The 16,409-nt window shown below is 39.3% G+C and carries 14 protein-coding genes and 3 pseudogenes; 8 read left to right on the top strand and 9 right to left on the bottom strand.

Translation table 11 applies throughout. The features are described from left to right. The first annotated feature begins 229 nt into the window (after positions 1–229). Positions 230–1,070 (top strand): annotated as a pseudogene (locus tag DBU79_RS06940) (outer membrane beta-barrel protein). Positions 1,071–1,196: 126 nt separating this feature from the next. Here the strand turns inward: DBU79_RS06940 and DBU79_RS06935 are convergent. After that, the gene (locus DBU79_RS06935; RefSeq protein ID WP_134890157.1) at positions 1,197–1,817 is read right to left on the bottom strand and encodes a hypothetical protein; all 621 of its coding nucleotides are present in this window, start codon (positions 1,815–1,817) and stop codon (positions 1,197–1,199) included. 101 nt (positions 1,818–1,918) lie between these two features. Here DBU79_RS06935 and DBU79_RS06930 point away from each other — a divergent pair, with 101 nt between their 5' ends. From DBU79_RS06930 to DBU79_RS06905, 6 genes are read left to right on the top strand one after another with little or no spacing between them, the layout of a single operon-like run. Beyond that, on the top strand, positions 1,919–2,173 hold the full coding sequence (locus DBU79_RS06930; RefSeq protein ID WP_001217173.1) for an RNA-binding S4 domain-containing protein: 255 nt from the start codon (positions 1,919–1,921) through the stop codon (positions 2,171–2,173). Positions 2,174–2,197: 24 nt separating this feature from the next. Continuing rightward, complete coding sequence (gene ileS, locus DBU79_RS06925; protein ID WP_154411964.1) at positions 2,198–4,960, top strand: isoleucine--tRNA ligase; 2,763 nt, start codon at positions 2,198–2,200, stop codon at positions 4,958–4,960. A 16-nt stretch (positions 4,961–4,976) separates the two neighbouring features. Then, the gene (locus tag DBU79_RS06920) at positions 4,977–5,891 is read left to right on the top strand and encodes a CpaF/VirB11 family protein (RefSeq protein ID WP_154411963.1); all 915 of its coding nucleotides are present in this window, start codon (positions 4,977–4,979) and stop codon (positions 5,889–5,891) included. Continuing rightward, the gene (gene fliI / locus DBU79_RS06915; RefSeq protein WP_001927743.1) at positions 5,892–7,196 is read left to right on the top strand and encodes a flagellar protein export ATPase FliI; all 1,305 of its coding nucleotides are present in this window, start codon (positions 5,892–5,894) and stop codon (positions 7,194–7,196) included. It begins immediately after the preceding gene. Between the two features lie 10 nt (positions 7,197–7,206). Further along, a complete protein-coding gene (gene fliQ / locus DBU79_RS06910; protein ID WP_000445741.1) occupies positions 7,207–7,473 on the top strand; it encodes a flagellar biosynthesis protein FliQ in 267 nt (88 codons plus the stop codon). A gap of 3 nt (positions 7,474–7,476) precedes the next feature. Further along, positions 7,477–8,256 (top strand): UDP-N-acetylmuramate dehydrogenase, encoded by a 780-nt coding sequence (locus DBU79_RS06905; RefSeq protein WP_154411962.1) that lies wholly within the window; start codon positions 7,477–7,479, stop codon positions 8,254–8,256. 73 nt (positions 8,257–8,329) lie between these two features. Here DBU79_RS06905 and DBU79_RS06900 read toward each other — a convergent pair whose 3' ends face one another. The 5 genes and pseudogenes from DBU79_RS06900 to rsfS form a co-directional block, all read right to left on the bottom strand. After that, entirely contained in the window at positions 8,330–9,196 is an 867-nt protein-coding gene (locus DBU79_RS06900; protein ID WP_180395826.1) for a phosphoethanolamine transferase, read from the bottom strand. Further along, positions 9,178–10,010: pseudogene (locus DBU79_RS06895) on the bottom strand (sulfatase-like hydrolase/transferase). The gene DBU79_RS06900 and the pseudogene DBU79_RS06895 overlap by 19 nt, the downstream one beginning before the upstream one ends. A 9-nt stretch (positions 10,011–10,019) precedes the next feature. Further along, positions 10,020–11,123, bottom strand: coding sequence for a glycosyltransferase family 8 protein (locus DBU79_RS06890; protein WP_134890163.1), 1,104 nt, complete (start codon positions 11,121–11,123; stop codon positions 10,020–10,022). Between the two features lie 5 nt (positions 11,124–11,128). Then, complete coding sequence (gene miaA, locus DBU79_RS06885; RefSeq protein ID WP_134890164.1) at positions 11,129–12,022, bottom strand: tRNA (adenosine(37)-N6)-dimethylallyltransferase MiaA; 894 nt, start codon at positions 12,020–12,022, stop codon at positions 11,129–11,131. Positions 12,023–12,029: 7 nt separating this feature from the next. Then, complete coding sequence (gene rsfS, locus DBU79_RS06880) at positions 12,030–12,371, bottom strand: ribosome silencing factor (RefSeq protein ID WP_001076144.1); 342 nt, start codon at positions 12,369–12,371, stop codon at positions 12,030–12,032. A 59-nt stretch (positions 12,372–12,430) separates the two neighbouring features. On the opposite strand from rsfS, the gene queF reads away from it, so the two are divergent. Next, complete coding sequence (gene queF / locus DBU79_RS06875) at positions 12,431–12,877, top strand: preQ(1) synthase (protein ID WP_154411960.1); 447 nt, start codon at positions 12,431–12,433, stop codon at positions 12,875–12,877. Between the two features lie 123 nt (positions 12,878–13,000). Here queF and DBU79_RS06870 read toward each other — a convergent pair. From DBU79_RS06870 to DBU79_RS06860, 3 genes and pseudogenes are all read right to left on the bottom strand, one after another. After that, positions 13,001–13,884: pseudogene (locus DBU79_RS06870) on the bottom strand (hypothetical protein). A 139-nt stretch (positions 13,885–14,023) separates the two neighbouring features. Then, positions 14,024–15,856, bottom strand: coding sequence for a DUF262 domain-containing protein (locus tag DBU79_RS06865; protein WP_154411959.1), 1,833 nt, complete (start codon positions 15,854–15,856; stop codon positions 14,024–14,026). 40 nt (positions 15,857–15,896) lie between these two features. Further along, the gene (locus DBU79_RS06860) at positions 15,897–16,337 is read right to left on the bottom strand and encodes a hypothetical protein (RefSeq protein WP_101004393.1); all 441 of its coding nucleotides are present in this window, start codon (positions 16,335–16,337) and stop codon (positions 15,897–15,899) included. Between the last annotated feature and the right edge of the window lie 72 nt (positions 16,338–16,409).

Raw genomic sequence — 16,409 nt, 5'->3', positions numbered from 1 at the left:
TCCAATCCAACCACCGCAACACGCTTGATTTTTATTTTTATAAACGCTCATTAATGTTAAAAATACTCACCAATGCCTATAAAAAGTAATTTTTTATCCAATAATATTATTAAGACTTTTAATAAGCTTCAATGTTTTACAATATTCAAAATATTAAAACAATTTTTCAATCAAGGAAAGGGTATGCAAGTTACCCCCATTTTTTAAAACCCAATAAGAAATTTTATTTTTGGCTTTTTATTCTATGCTAGGGTTTCATCTTGGCCACGCTATAGATGAGAGCGTGCTTAATGAACTCGTTGGAAAGAAAGTTCAAGAAGCTTTAGCGAAAGAAAAAGCTAAGGCTAAACATCAAAGAGCGGATAAAAGCGCTTTTTTTTGCCGGTCTTGGCTATAGCGGGATGTTTTCATGGAATTTAGCTTATAAAGATAGTTTTGTTTTGCTATCTCACTTTCACTTCAATTTTGGTGGAAGACTTTTAGAAAGAAAAGATCCAAGCACCATTTTAAACGGCTTTAATTTTAAGGTGGGGTATCAGTATATCGCTCCTGTTAAGATTAAAAAAATGGGTTTTGGCGTTAGGGAAGGGTTCCAATATTCCTATAAAGTGGGCAATTACATGGAAAAAGATAAATACCAACAATACTTATTTGGAGTGATACCCATAATAAGTCCTGTTTATTCTTTTAATGGTGGCATTATAACAATGTCAACTTACAGCTTTTTTATGGATTTTTTACACAATGTGTATGAAAATGAGAAGTTTTTCATCGGTTATTTTATAGGGGCTGGGCTAGGGGGTGAGAGCGTAACAGCTAGGGTTCTTAAAGATTTTGGTAACATATTAGCGCAATTGGTGCAATTTCAGGGCTATGGCTCACTAGGGCTAAGGATGGGCGATAAGCGCCACACGCTTGAATTGAGCGCGAGCATCCATGGCGACGCTCCTAGTTGTTCTTTAAAAAAGCTAAAGACTTGCGAAAGCGTGAGGGTTTTACAAGCAAAAATCCCTAGGGGCATTTTTGAAAGCTATGTTACTTGGAGCGCGGATTATGTTTATCGGTTTTAAAAGTTTTTAAAAATTTAATAACTTTGTTCCAATTGAATAGGGATAACAAAATCTAAAAAATGCTTTAAGCGTTTTTTACAATCTAATCATAAAGAGCTTACGAAAAGCGAACGATCGCTTCATGCTTCATTGTTCCAACCCCCATGCGTCTTTAAAAGAAGCGTTTTTAAGCTTTAAATTCAAGCTCCCCTCAATCCATTGGGTATTAGCCCCCTTTTCGTTGTTGTCAAATAAAAACACCCCTAAAAAGCCTCTAGGGGTTTTAATCAGGCTCAATTCCACGCTAGGGAGAATGATTTTGCTGTCAGACTTGACTTCAAAGGCTAGGAAAAAGGGGCGGTTGTTTTTGAAATCGTAGCCATTTTTGGTGTATGAATAGCCAGGAGCACTCTGCAAGATGCCTTTTTGAGTTTCCACGCTAAAAGAATCCAAGTAATAAAACCCAGGCTCTAGCTTGAACGATTGGACTTTGGCTAAAGCGTAGCGGTTTTTCCATAAAAGCATGAAACGATTACTCCCCAGCATGAACAAAGGCCCCCTAGGGTCTTTGAGCTTTGCTTTAGGGTTTTTTTTAAGCGTTTCATTGTGTTTGGCGACAACTCCTCTATCCACTTTGCACCAATAAGTGCGCACGCTTTGGCCTTGATGAGCGATATATATACTCACCAAACCAGAATGATGGCCTTTAGGGGGCAAACAAGAGGCTAATAAAAGAGCGGCTAACAAAATCACAATTTGAAACTTCAAACAAATTCCTTAAAAAGAGTGGTGGCTGAATGCTAACATGCTAAAACTAAAACCCTTATAAGTTATGGATAAAAACTTAAAGAATAGGGTAAAATAAACGCATGCGAATAGACAAATTTTTACAATCAGTGGGTTTAGTGAAGCGGCGTGTTTTAGCGACAGATATGTGCAATGTGGGAGCGGTGTGGCTCAATGGGAGTTGCGCTAAGCCCAGCAAAGAAGTGAAAATTGGCGATGTGATTAGCTTGCATTATTTAAAAGGGATAGAAGAATACACGATTTTACAAATCCCCACTTTAAAAAATGTGCCACGAAAAGACACGCACCTTTATATCGCTCCTAAAACAAAAGAATAAAGATAAAAGATTAAGGAACAATCAGTGAAAGAATACAAAGACACCCTAAACTTAAACACAACCACCTTTTCTATGAAAGGGAATTTGAGCGTTAATGAGCCTAAAACTTACGCTAAATGGCAAGAACAGCAAGCGTTCAAACGCATGCAGAATAGGAAAGATAACCATGGGGATTTCACCTTGCATGACGGGCCGCCTTATGCGAACGGGCATTTGCATTTAGGGCATGCCTTAAATAAGATTTTAAAAGACATTGTCGTTAAAAGGGAATATTTTAAAGGGAAGAAAATCTATTACACGCCCGGTTGGGATTGCCATGGCTTGCCTATTGAGCAGCAAATTTTAGAGCGATTAGAAAAAGAAAAAACAAGCCTAGAAAACCCCACGCTGTTTAGAGAAAAATGCCGAGATCATGCGAAGAAATTTTTAGAAATCCAAAAGAATGAATTTTTGCAATTAGGCGTTTTGGGGGATTTTGAAGATCCTTATAAAACCATGGATTTTAAATTTGAAGCGAGCATTTATAGGGCTTTAGTGGAAGTGGCTAAAAAAGGGCTTTTGAAAGAACGCCATAAACCTATTTATTGGAGTTATGCATGCGAGAGCGCTTTAGCGGAAGCTGAAGTGGAATACAAGATGAAAAAATCGCCCTCCATTTTCGTGGCGTTTGATTTGAAAAAGGAGAGTTTAGAAAAGTTAAAAGTCAAAAAAGCGAGCTTGGTGATTTGGACGACCACGCCCTGGACTTTGTATGCGAATGAAGCGATCGCTTTGAAAAAAGACGCCCTTTATGCGCTCACTCAAAAAGGCTATTTAGTCGCTAAAGCCTTGCATGAAAAGTTAGCCGCTTTAGGGGTGGTGGATAATGCGATCACGCATGAATTCAATTCCAATGATTTAGAATATTTGAAAGCGACCAATCCTTTAAACCAAAGAGATTCCCTAATCACTCTAGGAGAGCATGTCGGTTTAGAAGATGGCACAGGAGCCGTGCATACCGCTCCCGGGCATGGTGAAGAGGACTATTATTTAGGCTTAAAATATAATTTAGAAGTGTTAATGTCCGTAGATGAAAAAGGTTGCTATGATGAGGGCATTATCCATAACCAACTATTAGATGAAAGCTATCTGGGCGAGCATGTTTTTAAGGCTCAAAAACGCATTATAGAGCAATTGGGCGATTCTTTATTGCTAGAGCAAGAGATTGAGCATTCCTACCCGCATTGCTGGAGGACGCACAAGCCTGTGATTTACAGAGCGACCACGCAATGGTTTATTTTAATGGATGAGCCTTTTATTCAAAATGACGGCTCTCAAAAAACCTTAAGAGAAGTGGCTTTGAGTGCGATTGAAAAGGTGGAATTTGTGCCAAATAGCGGGAAAAACCGCCTAAAAACCATGATAGAAAACCGCCCTGATTGGTGCTTGAGCCGGCAAAGAAAATGGGGCGTGCCACTGGCCTTTTTCATAGACAAACGCACGAATAAGCCATGTTTTGAGAGTGAAGTTTTAGAGCATGTGGCGAATCTTTTTGAAAAAAAAGGCTGTGATGTGTGGTGGGAGTCTAGCGTAAAAGATTTATTACCCCCTAATTATCAAGATAACGCCAAGCATTATGAGAAAATCATGCACATTTTAGACGTGTGGTTTGATAGCGGTAGCACCTTTAAGGCGGTTTTAGAAGACTACCATGGAGAAAAGGGGCAAAGCCCTAGCGATGTGGTTTTAGAGGGGAGCGATCAGCATAGGGGGTGGTTTCAAAGCTCGCTTTTAATCGGTTGTATTTTAAATAATCAAGCCCCTTTTAAAAAGGTTATTACGCATGGCTTTATCGTCGATGAAAAGGGCGAGAAAATGAGCAAATCTAAGGGCAATGTGGTGTCTTTGGACAACTTGCTCAAAAAGCATGGGAGCGATGTGGTGCGTTTGTGGGTAGCGTTTAATGACTATCAAAACGATTTGAGGGTCTCTCAAACCTTTTTCATTCAAACAGAACAGCATTATAAGAAATTCCGCAACACCCTAAAATTCTTACTCGCTAATTTTAGCGATATGGATCTCAAAAATTTAGAACGCTCCCATGACTTTAGCCCTTTAGATCATTTTATATTAGAGGCTTTAGAAACAACAAGCGCTGGAGTCAATAGCACGTTTGAAGAGCATGACTTTGTGAAGGGCTTGAATATTTTAATGGCGTTTGTTACCAATGAATTGAGCGGGATTTATTTAGACGCTTGTAAGGATAGTTTGTATTGCGATAGCAAAAATAATAAAAAACGCCAAGCCATTCAAATGGTCTTACTCGCTGTGGCTAGTCAATTGTGCTACTTTTTAGCCCCGATTTTAACGCACACGATTGAAGAAGTTTTAGAGCATAGCCAGGTGCTTTGTGCGTTTTTACAAGCCAAAGATGTGTTTGATCTAAAAGGCATTAGCGTTTTAGAAAAACTCCGCCTTAAAGAGTTTAAAAAACCAGAAAATTTTGAAGCCGTTTTAGCCTTGCGTTCTGCCTTTAATGAAGAGTTAGACCGATTGAAGAAAGAAGGCGTAATCAAAAATTCGTTGGAATGCGCTATCGAAGTGAAAGAAAAAGCGTTGCGTGAAAATTTAGTAGAAGAATTGCTGATGGTAAGCTTTGTAGGGGTTGCAAAAGAAAAATTAAGCGAAACGCCAGCATTCACGCTCTTTAAAGCCCCCTTTTATAAATGCCCTAGGTGTTGGCGTTTCAAAAGCGAGCTAGAAAACACCCCTTGCAAGCGTTGCGAAGAGGTTTTAAAAGAGCGATGATAAAAGGATAGGGCTTTTGGAAACTTTACAAACCCATAGAGTTTTACAAGCCCTAATCGGCCATTTTACCCCTTTTTTAGAAAGCGGGATCACCGAGCTAATCATCAATACCGAGCAGGAGCTTTGGCTTTATAAAGTCAATAACACACGAGAAAAAAGAAGGCATGCGCTTTTTGATAAGGCGTTTTTGCTGAGGTTTTGCGAGCAATTGGCCAGTTTTAGGGGGTTGTTTTTTGATGAAGAGCACCCCACTTTAAATTGCTCTATCCCTTTCACGCGCTATAGGGTGAGCGCGAATCACTTCAGCATCACTACAAACAATCAAATCACGCTCAATATCCGTGTGCCTAGGCTTAAGCCCTTAAGTTTAGAGGATTTCACTTTCAAAGCAAGCGATCCAGAAAGTTTGAAAAATTTAGCCCTAAAAGGGCATAACATTCTTATTAGCGGGGAGACTTCAAGCGGTAAAACAAGCTTATTGAACGCTCTTTTAGATTGCGTCAATAAAGATGAAAGGGTGGTGAGCGTTGAAGACAGCCAAGAATTGGATTTAAAAGCGTTTAATAATTGCGTGGGGCTTTTAGTGGGCAAGCAAGAGAACACGCGCTTTAATTATGAAGACGCCCTCAATATGGCCATGCGCTTAAACCCAGACAGGCTCATTGTGGGCGAGATTGATACCAGGAATGCGGCGCTTTTTTTGCGTTTAGGAAACACCGGGCATAAGGGCATGCTCTCAACCATTCACGCTAATAGCACTCAAAACACTTTAGAAGCCCTTTCACTGAATTTGAGCATGCGTTATACGCATTCTTTGGATAAAGATTTGATGCGAGCGTATTTTAAGAGCGCGATTGATGTGATCGTGCATGTGAATAGGATCAATAATGAGCGCCAAATCGCTGAAGTCTTATGGACTAAAGAGCTTTAAATGCCCCTAAAATCCTTAAAAAACCGCTTGAATCAGCATTTTGATCTATCGCCTCGCTACGGGAGCGTGAAAAAAATCATGCCTAATATCGTTTATGCGGATGGTTTTAACCCGTCTGTGGGCGATGTGGTGAAGATTGAAAAAAGCGATGGCAGCGAATGCGTGGGGATGGTGGTGGTGGCAGAAAAAGAGCAGTTTGGTTTCACGCCCTTTAACTTTATAGAGGGGGCTAGGGCTGGCGATAAGGTGCTGTTTTTAAAAGAGGGGTTGAATTTCCCTGTGGGCCGTAATCTTTTAGGAAGGGTGCTTAACCCTTTAGGGCAAGTCATTGACAATAAGGGAGCGCTAGATTATGAGCGGTTAGCGCCTGTCATTACAACGCCTATAGCCCCTTTAAAAAGAGGCTTGATTGATGAGGTTTTTAGCGTGGGGGTGAAGAGCATTGATGGGCTTTTGACTTGCGGTAAGGGGCAAAAACTGGGTATTTTTGCCGGCTCTGGGGTGGGTAAATCCACGCTAATGGGCATGATCACTAGGGGTTGCTTAGCGCCGATTAAAGTGATCGCTTTGATTGGGGAAAGGGGCAGAGAAATCCCTGAATTTATAGAGAAAAACTTAAAAGGGGATTTAAGCTCTTGCGTGTTGGTGGTCGCTACGAGCGATGATAGCCCTTTGATGCGCAAATACGGGGCCTTTTGCGCGATGAGCGTGGCGGAGTATTTTAAAAACCAAGGGCTAGACGTGTTGTTTATCATGGATTCAGTGACTCGTTTCGCTATGGCTCAAAGAGAAATCGGTTTAGCCTTAGGCGAACCGCCCACTTCCAAAGGCTACCCCCCATCCGCGCTTTCCTTATTGCCTCAATTAATGGAGAGGGCGGGCAAGGAAGAAAATAAGGGGAGCATTACGGCTTTTTTTAGCGTGCTAGTAGAGGGCGATGATTTGAGCGATCCCATAGCCGATCAAGCCAGGAGTATTTTAGATGGGCATATTGTCTTAAGCAGGGAATTAACCGATTATGGGATCTACCCACCTATCAATATTTTAAACTCCGCATCAAGGGTGGCTAAAGACATTATCAGCGAGTCTCAAAACCTTTGCGCGAGAAAATTCCGCCGTTTGTATGCGTTATTGAAAGAAAATGAAATGCTCATTCGCATCGGATCTTATCAAATGGGGAACGATAAAGAGCTTGATGAAGCGATTAAGAAAAAGGCTTTAATGGAGCAGTTTTTAGTGCAAGATGAAAATGCTTTGCAGCCTTTTGAACAAAGCTTTCAGCAATTAGAAGAAATCTTAAGATAAAAGGAATGTTATGGAATCACAACTCATGAAACTCGCCATTGAGACTTATAAAATCACTTTGATGATTTCTTTACCGGTATTACTAGCGGGCTTGGTGGTGGGGCTATTAGTCAGTATTTTTCAAGCGACCACTCAAATCAATGAAATGACCTTGTCTTTTGTGCCTAAGATTTTAGCCGTGATTGGGGTGTTGATTTTAACCATGCCGTGGATGACTAACATGCTTTTAGATTACACCAAAACCTTAATCAAGCTCATTCCTAAAATCATAGGCTAGAAAATGCTAGAAACAACCATTGATTTTTCCCGTTACAGCAGCGTGAAAATCGGCACGCCTTTAAAAGTGAGCGTTTTAGAAAACGATGATGAAATCTCTCAAGAACACCAGATTATCGGTTTAGCGAACAACCTTTTAATCGCTCCTAGCGCGAAAAATCTCGCCCTTTTAGGCAAAAACTACGATTACATTTGCGATAAGGGCGAATGCGTTGAAATAGGGGGAGCGGCCAACTCGTCTAAAATTTTTAATTATTTTAGGGTGCATGATTTAGGGGGTTTGGAGTTTTTAGGGCAATTGCCTGGCACTTTGGGGGCGTTAGTTAAAATGAATGCGGGCATGAAAGAATTTGAAATAAAAAATGTTTTAGAAAGCGCTTGCATTAATAATGAATGGCTAGGGAGTGGAGCGCTAGGCTTGGATTATCGCAGCAGCAAATTCAATGGCGTTGTTTTAAGAGCGAGGTTTAAAAAAACGCATGGCTTTAGACAAGAAGTTTTAAAAGCGTGTAAAAGCATGCGCAAAAGCCACCCCAAATTGCCTAATTTTGGGAGCTGTTTCAAAAACCCGCCTAACGATCATGCGGGCAGGCTTTTAGAGGGCGTGGGCTTAAGGGGCTATCGCTTAAAAAGAGTGGGCTTTGCTAAAGAGCATGCGAATTTTTTGGTGAATTTGGGGGGCGCAGAATTTGAAGAAGCCCTGGATTTGATAGAACTCGCCAAAACCAGAGTGTTACAAGAATACGGCATTCATTTAGAAGAAGAAGTGAAAATTTTAAGGTAGGGTTGAAAGACTTTATGTGGAATCAAGCTTATCCCTATTGATGAGAACAGAGCCTTATTATTATTTAGTCCTATCATGATCCAAACCCCCAACGACAAGTAATCCTTTTTCTTTGGGCGTCAAATTTAGGGCTAAAAAGGTTTTTACTCTCTATTTCATCTTTAGTGTGAATGCCCACCAAAGGCAAAAGAGAATGGATTAAATCATCACTCATGAAAGGTTTGTTTAAAGCGTTTTTAATCAATTTCACTTTCTCGGGGTGTTTTTCTTTAAAAATATCGCTCACATAAATCATAAAAGGGATTTCTAAGCCCGCTTTAGAACAGCTATGCCCATAAGTAGGGCCGCTTTCAAAAATATCTTGAGCATGATCGCTCAAATAAAACACAATAGCGTCTTTATCTTTAAAGAGGTTAAAAATTCCATTCAAAACAAAGTCGTTATAATAAAGCGAATTGACATAATCGGCAACGATTTGTTTGTCTCTATCGCTGCTTGCGTGCAAATTAGAAAAAGACAAATCGCTTGGTTTGAATTTGGCAAAGCTTTGGGGGAAGCGTTCGCTGTAAGTCTTGTGTGAGCCACGCAAATGGAACACGATAAAATTCTTGCTTTTTAATTGGGATGGGATATTTTTAGAATAAAAAGTTAAAATATCTTCATCATAGCTTGTCCATTCTTTGGGAAGGAAGTAGCGGTTTCTATCGCGTTGAAGGAGATAGCGGTTTTTAGAACGACTAGAAACTAGATCTTGTATTAATGACCATTGATCAACGAATTGTTTTTCTAACCAAAAAGTTTCATAATGGGATCGCTTGAAAATGTCTATCATGTTGTGGTAATGATACCAAGGTTTAGTCGTTTCAGCATCGCTATAATTGAGGAGGCTTTCAAAAACATCAGAAGTGCTACCTTCTTTGCTTATCGTGTCAGAAAACACGAACAGGTTGTTACTCTCTCTCTCTCTCGTTGGCGAGTTCGCTCAATAAGGGGTTATTAGGGGCGTTATAGCCATAGAGTTGCATGAAATTTCTGCTCGCGCTTTCGCCGATGACTAAGACGACATTTGAAACATCGCCTGTGCTAGAAAGATAATCGCTTGGTAAATAAAGGTTATTTAAAAAGCTATAAAATTTTATGGCTTGTTGGCGATCAAACAAGCTCAAATAAGCGGAATAAAACCCCCTAGTTAAAGAGAGAGAAAAGAGTGATCTTTTTAAAATCGCATCGTTCTTTGTAAGGTGTTTAATGTTATGAACGCTCCCTATTGTAGGGATAGAAAGCCCTAAAACGCCCGCTATCACACCAGGCACAAGCGCTCTAAAGCGAATGATTTTAATGGCGATCAACAAAGCGATCAAAATCAAAGCGTAGTAAAACAAATAATTTTTATAGCTTTTTATAAACGCCATCGTTTCAGAGCTGTTTGTGGCTAAAAGCGTGTCAATCAAGCCTTTGGAAAAAGGCATTTTAAACATAAAGAGCGTAAAAATTTCAGCCACGCTAAAAATAATACCGCTTCCTATAAACAGCCATTCTAATGAATATTTCAAGCGTTTTTTAGGGATTAGAGTGCAACCATAATACACCACAAACCCAATTAAAAAAGCGCCTAAAAAGCCTTTAGAGAAAGAAAATAGATCGCTATTTTTGTAAGCGTTAGAAAGGGCGTTACAAAGAAGGAACATTAAAAATTTTTCATCTAGAGTTACGCTACTGGCAAAGAATTTTAAAAACTTCAATAATTTTTCCATGAATGTCCTTTAAGAGGGTTTGAAAACTTTTTTCAAAATATTTTTTATCCTAAAATAAAAATAATCCCTAATCGTTTTTGATCGAATGTGGGTTTTAAAAGATTGCATTTGTTGGTCTTTAGCCATTTCAAGGCGTTCTTTAAAAAAATCGTTTTTAAAAGGGGTGCGAAAAAGGTTGGCGAGCCAAAAACCCGCTTCAGCTTCATAGCAAATCAAACGCTCATTCAAAGAACTGACAGAACGCCAGGGCTTGTGTCTGATGAAATGGAGCATGATGATGTTTTTAGGGTAGTGCTCTTTGAAAGAATCAGAATAGCAATTATAATAAATAGGCAATTCTAAAACGCGCTTCCAAAACACCATATTGATTAAACACTGCTCAGGGTAGAAAAGATCTTTCCCCCTAGTTTTCAAAAACTCTAAAGCGATCTTTTCAAACCCATTTTCGCGCCACAAATCTAAATTCGCCACCAAAAATCCCATGTTAAAGCCCTGATGGATGCGTTTTAATTCGTTAGTGCTAAAATGCGAAAAATCAATTTTAAAATTCTTACAAGCCCGTTCAATAAAATCACAAAAGGCTTCAAAAGAAAGGTGGGAAAAAGTGTCTCTCACCATGCCAAGCAATTTAGTGGGGTCGTTATCCAGCGCAAAATAAGCGCTTGCAACATCGCCTAAAAACACCGTATCCACATCTATGGAAATGATTTTAGAATAATTAGGGAAGAGCGAAGCGAGCAAAAGCCGGCACAAAACAAGAAGTCCGCCATAACGCTTGGAGCAAGACTCATTGAGATAGCTTTCTATGGAATGATCCAGCGAATTGGTGTCTATAAACTCTAATGAAGCGAATTTTTTAAAAGGCTCAATGGTTTTTAAAAGCTTGTTTTGCTGCTCTAAAGTTACCCCTTTAATCAAACAATGGATTTTATACACGATGTTAGCGCCTAAAAGTTTGTTGCTTTGATTTAAGGGGCTAAAGTCTATTGCGCTTGTGTGCCTGCTCGCATGGGAGAGTAACGAATAAAGGCAAACTCCTGCCCCTAGCGCGTAATTCTTATCAAAACTCATAAAAATAGGGACAATTTGATCGGGTAAGTTTTGCGTATCCATTTAGATTATCCTTTAATGCCGCTTTTTGAGTGTTTTAAAATCGCATGCCTAACTTCTTCAACGCTCCCCGCATAAAGGTTATTGAATTGGGTTTTATTGAAAGTGTTTTGGCGCTTGGCTAATTTCATGGTGTTAGAAATAATCGCTTCGTCTAGCTCCTTTAAAGTGAGTCGTTTTTCTAAAAAAAGAATGCTTTCTTTAACGCCTATGGCTTTAAAAGGCTGCGAATCTTTAGGGTATTTAATATAAAGGGCTTTGATTTCTTCAATAAGCCCTGAATGGAGCATGCTTTTGGTACGCTGTTTGATGTTGTTATGAAGCACGGTTTTTTCAATAGACAGAGCGAATAAGGAGATAGCATGCTCAAAGGGTTTTTTAGGGTTAGCCTTAAAATACTCGCTTGGGGGCGTGTGGGTGGCATAAAAGATTTCTAAAGCCTTATGGATGCGGTAAGTGTCGTTTGGATGGATTTTAAAAGCCATGTTAGGGTCAATGGATTTTAAAAATATATAAGGGTTAGAAAGAGTGGCAATTTCTCGCTCTATTTTTACAGCCTCTTCATTGCTCAGTTTTGGCATGCGGCTCAAACCTTCTAAAATGGATTTGAGGTAAAAACTGCTCCCTCCCACAATGAGTAAAATCTCTTTTTGGGATACCCTCATGGCGTCCTCTAAAAGGGTTTTAAAAAGAGGAGCGTTATTTTTTTCATCAATGTTAAGGCAGTCTAGGGCGTAATGCTTGATATTTTTTCGCTCTTTTAGGCTCGGTTTAGCCGAAGCGATATTAATCTCTTTATAAATACTCAAAGAATCCAAAGAAAAGATTTCAGCGTCCAATTCTTGGGCTAATTCAATAGAAAGAGCGCTTTTGCCGCTCCCACTAGGCCCTAAAAGCGCGATGAGTTTCTTAGGCGTTTTGATAAGGAAGCCCTCTTTTATAGGCGTTCAAAAACCCTTCCAAGTCAAATTTTTTACGGCATTCTTCTGTGAAAAGATGGATCATCAAATCCCCTAAATCCAAAATGATCCACTCTTCATTAGACTCATCTATCTGGTAAAAGACTTCGCCTAAAGGCTTAAGGGTGTTTTTAAGCACGTCTAATAAAGAAAGGGCATGCTTATTCGCTAGCGTGGTGGCGATAATGACATCTTCTACCAAATAAGGGGTTTTAGACAAATCAATGTGCGTAATATCAAAAGCCTTTTTTTCATCTAATAAAGCCGTAATCATTTCTATGCGTTGGTTCATGAGTTTCCTAAAAAATGGGTTAAAATAACCTTATTATAACTTAAATCAAGGAAAGATTAATGACCCCTAAATCAAACCTCAAATCCTTAGGCGCTAAAACGCCCTATATTTTTGAATACAACAGCGATTTATTAGAGGCTTTCCCTAACCCAAACCCCAATTTAGACCCCCTAATCACTCTAGAATGCAAGGAATTTACAAGCCTTTGTCCGATCACTTCTCAGCCGGATTTTGGCGTGATTTTTATCCGCTACATCCCTAAAGATAAAATGGTAGAAAGCAAGTCTTTAAAACTCTATTTATTCAGTTACAGAAACCATGGGAGTTTCCATGAGAGCTGCATCAATACGATTTTATTAGATTTAGTCCAATTGCTAGAGCCAAAGTATTTGGAAGTGTATGGGGATTTTGCCTCTAGGGGCGGGATTGCGATCAAGCCCTTTGTGAATTACGCGATCAAAGAATACCAGGAATTTAAAGAAAAACGCCTTTTGAATGCGAAATAACGTGCAAAGATAAGGTTTTAAGATTAAGCCCTTCAAAATTAAATGGACAGATTAGGGAGGGAATGAAAAAAGAATAAAAGAGAGATTAAAAAAAGGAAACCCCACAAGGGGGGGGTTAGTTTTCTACTCAACGATAGTCGTGTTTTGAGCCTCGCCCTCGTTTTCAACTTCCTCCTCATCATCCTCCTCTCGTAGTCCATAAGACCAAAGATTATCGGCTAATAAATTAGCGGTTAAGCCAGCACAACTTAAATCGTATTTATTGATACCGCCATCGCATAAGAGTTGTGCTACGAATTTTGCCTCTTTTTTATCTTTAGGTAAAAGCCACGCCCACTCTTCCAAAGAAATGCCATTTTTGTCGCCATTTTTAGCGTTAAGCGCATAAATCTCCATCGCTTTACAAAAAGTGAAAACATTGCCCATCCCCATATTATCAAAGCTATCAAAAAAACAATCCTCTGTGTCCCTATTTTCAATCATAGCGTTAAACTTCGCATCGCTATGGTATTTAAAATTTGATGCATAAGAGAGCGCATGTAAAATGATTAAGCTCGCTTGAAACCCATTACCACCATAACTCATCGGAGCGAATAACTCACCAAGTCTTTGACTCCTGCTCGCATTTGAATACAACTCCGCAAGCGTGATAAAGCTACCCTCTTGCTCATCAGCAAAATCAAAGTCCAACTTGAATTTGCTTTCTTTCTCTTTAGGAGTCGTTCTCTCCTTAACACTCAGTCCACTAGTTACGATTTTAAGACCCTCTAAAAGGTCTTTCTTACCGCTTTCGGCGTGATTTTTCGCAACTTCATCCACAGGCGCAGCGTGAAACCATTTTAAGAACTTTTCGCTATTGAAAGCGTAAGAAACTTCGTTGCTTTTTCGCTCCTTAAGGTTACACGATTAAACCCAATATTAATGACTTTAGCCTCCACCACTTTGCCGTTGATCGTGGCTTTGACTGACGCGCCTACTTTTAACTGATTTTCATTTTGAAAACCCATTTTTTGCTCCTTGCAATTTTAAATTTTAAAATCCGCTATAATCACCCGTTAAGTGTTCTTTATCTTTTCAGCATGGCGTTGTTCCTCCTTGTTGGGGTTTGAAACGCTAAAAATAGACCCTTTATTTTTGAGTGATGCATCATTTAATGTCCTTTAAAAGAGCGTTTTTAAAAGCTTTAATAGCGCTTTCATTCACTAATTCAGCGATACGATAATGTGCGATTAAAAAGTCTAATAATTTTTCGCTCCTTTCTTTGATTTGCGCAACCCCAAAAGAAGCGTTTTTGGCCACTTCTTTTTCGCTATAAGAGCCTTTTAAGTATTGCTTTCTTTTTTCATCAAAAGGCTTGTTGCTTAAAGAGCTGTTAGCGTTTTTAGAAATTAAGAGCAAGTTCCCTAAAGCATGCACGATGTTAGGGTTTTTAGCCCAATTTTTTTCTTTAGCGCTATAGCCTTGATCGGGATTTTGGGGCAAGATATGCTCAATGCTTTCTAAACTGCTATCAAAATTCAGAGTTGTTTCAGGGTTATGGTGCAACTCGTATTCATACAGCAAGTAATTCAGCGCCTTGCCCCATTTATACCATTTTTCAGCATTCTTTTTAGAATGGATACTCTCTTCAAGCAATTCTAAAGCGCTATTTCCTTGTCTGTTGAAAAAATTCTTTTCTAGCGTTGGAAGATTTTCAATGGTTATTTTATCTCCCCAAAATCTATACGCTTGAATCGCTTTGAAGGCTAATTCAATCCATTCGTTTTTAGCCGTATTCTTGCCAGCAACCCCATAGATTAAAAACCCGAAACGCTCTAAATGTTCTAATAAGCTCTCTAATTCTTGGGTGGTGTAAGGTTGTTCATTAGCGCTTTTTCCAGCGTGCTGTATGGTTAAAAGAGAGAGCAATAAGGGTAAAAAAGCGTTATCGCTCAAGGCGTTTAGGCGGCGCATCTTTTCTAGAAAGCCGCGCATTTTAGGCGTGATTTCAATCTCAAGTTTTTTATTGTCATCAACAATAAGGGTGATAGATTTTTCATCAAGCGTGTGCAAGAAATACCAAACCTTAGAAGAATAAGAAAGATAAAATAACAAATCATCTATTTTTTCATATTCTTCATTAAAGTTGGTGTTATCGGTATATCTCTTATGAGCGTTAAACTCCATCTCCAACAGCCTCTTTTTAAAATCCCCTTTCTCGCCATAATAATACGCCACGAAATGCTTTAAAAAACCCTCTAAATGATCGTCTTCAAAGGATCTTAAATCGCGATAAATCCTGGTGTAGGTGTCATTGATTTCGTTTTGAAGATTTTCTAAATCTTCTTCATCGCAAATCTTGTGTGCCACAAAATGCAAGCGGTTTTTAAACAATTCCAGAGTGGATAGATCCTTGCCACGATTGTTGATCGTTTCAAAAGAGCTGAAGGGATCGATTCGGTTGTCATTCAATTCCACCACGCTAAAAAGCATTTTTTTAGTGAGAGCATCAAACATTTTTTCAAGCGTTTCCATAGGCGTATCGCTGATTTTTTCTTTAAAAAATGCGTAAGCGTCAATCAAATTTTTAGCGTAAAAAGAAGTTTGAAACCTTTCTAAATCTTTTTCTTCTTCCATGATCGCCCTAAAAGCTTCGTTTAAACCATAATACTTATAGGATAGAACGGGTTCAAGGTTCATTGAAGAATACTTTGGGTCTTTATGTTTAGTAATCTTGGCTAAAAGGCTTAATAAAATCAAACTTGTAGCCAATCGTTGCTGGCCGTCTATGATTTCAAAAGCGCTATCTTCAAGCTCATTTTCAAGCCCTCTTAAGGTTAAGCTATGCATGTAATGGAATTTATCTCCCAGCTTAGAGACATGCTCTAAATCGTTCCAAAAATCCTTCAATTGCCTCATCTGCCATGCATACCCCCTTTGATAGCTGGGGATTTCAAACACGCCTTTTTCCATCACTCCGTCTAAATCCAACAATTCCATTAAAATCCTTTCATAGGTTTATGGGTAAAAACCATAACCCTTAATTTTTTCGCTCGATCAATTTTGGCTGCCCAAGTCGGGTGCTGTGCGTGAAATGCCAAGTGTTTTTATTGACTAACTCTTCGTATTCCTGGCTCCCTTTTTGAGCGCAAACGCCCTCAACCTTTAGCGCTCCCTCTTCATCAATCCCGATAGTGTCATGGTCAATCTTTAGGGCAAAAACGCTCCGTTGGACTTCAGCCCCTCTAGTCGTTGAATCCTCATTCACAATGCCAATGATGTAATCCGCTTTACGCATGAGTTCAAAATGCTTGTGCTGAGCCGCTTTGTTTCGTCGTGAGCGAAAATAGTCCAAAGTGCATTCATCGCACAACTCTTTAAAATCCTCATTTCCTGGAATGGTTCCTTTATATGCACCTGAAACCATGCACAACAACAAATTGTATTTTTCATGCGCTTTCAAATTTTCTAACTGAGCCATCATCTCTCCTTTAAATTTAACTCTGTAAGCCCCACTGATTGAAAAATGGGGCTTATGGAATCAAATGGTTTA

The organism is Helicobacter pylori (genome assembly GCF_009689985.1).
GTDB classification, from domain to species: domain Bacteria; phylum Campylobacterota; class Campylobacteria; order Campylobacterales; family Helicobacteraceae; genus Helicobacter; species Helicobacter pylori_CG.
This window is presented reverse-complemented; position numbering and strand designations above follow the sequence as displayed.

What these genes read in the sequence shown, in the direction of transcription:
- DBU79_RS06930 (WP_001217173.1), top strand. Translation starts at nt 1,919, where the DNA reads ATGCGAATAGACAAATTTTTACAATCAGTGGGTTTAGTGAAGCGGCGT.
- fliI (WP_001927743.1), top strand. Translation starts at nt 5,892, where the DNA reads ATGCCCCTAAAATCCTTAAAAAACCGCTTGAATCAGCATTTTGATCTA.
- fliQ (WP_000445741.1), top strand. Translation starts at nt 7,207, where the DNA reads ATGGAATCACAACTCATGAAACTCGCCATTGAGACTTATAAAATCACT.
- DBU79_RS06905 (WP_154411962.1), top strand. Translation starts at nt 7,477, where the DNA reads ATGCTAGAAACAACCATTGATTTTTCCCGTTACAGCAGCGTGAAAATC.
- DBU79_RS06890 (WP_134890163.1), bottom strand. Translation starts at nt 11,123, where the DNA reads ATGGATACGCAAAACTTACCCGATCAAATTGTCCCTATTTTTATGAGT.
- rsfS (WP_001076144.1), bottom strand. Translation starts at nt 12,371, where the DNA reads ATGAACCAACGCATAGAAATGATTACGGCTTTATTAGATGAAAAAAAG.
- queF (WP_154411960.1), top strand. Translation starts at nt 12,431, where the DNA reads ATGACCCCTAAATCAAACCTCAAATCCTTAGGCGCTAAAACGCCCTAT.
- DBU79_RS06865 (WP_154411959.1), bottom strand. Translation starts at nt 15,856, where the DNA reads ATGGAATTGTTGGATTTAGACGGAGTGATGGAAAAAGGCGTGTTTGAA.
- DBU79_RS06860 (WP_101004393.1), bottom strand. Translation starts at nt 16,337, where the DNA reads ATGGCTCAGTTAGAAAATTTGAAAGCGCATGAAAAATACAATTTGTTG.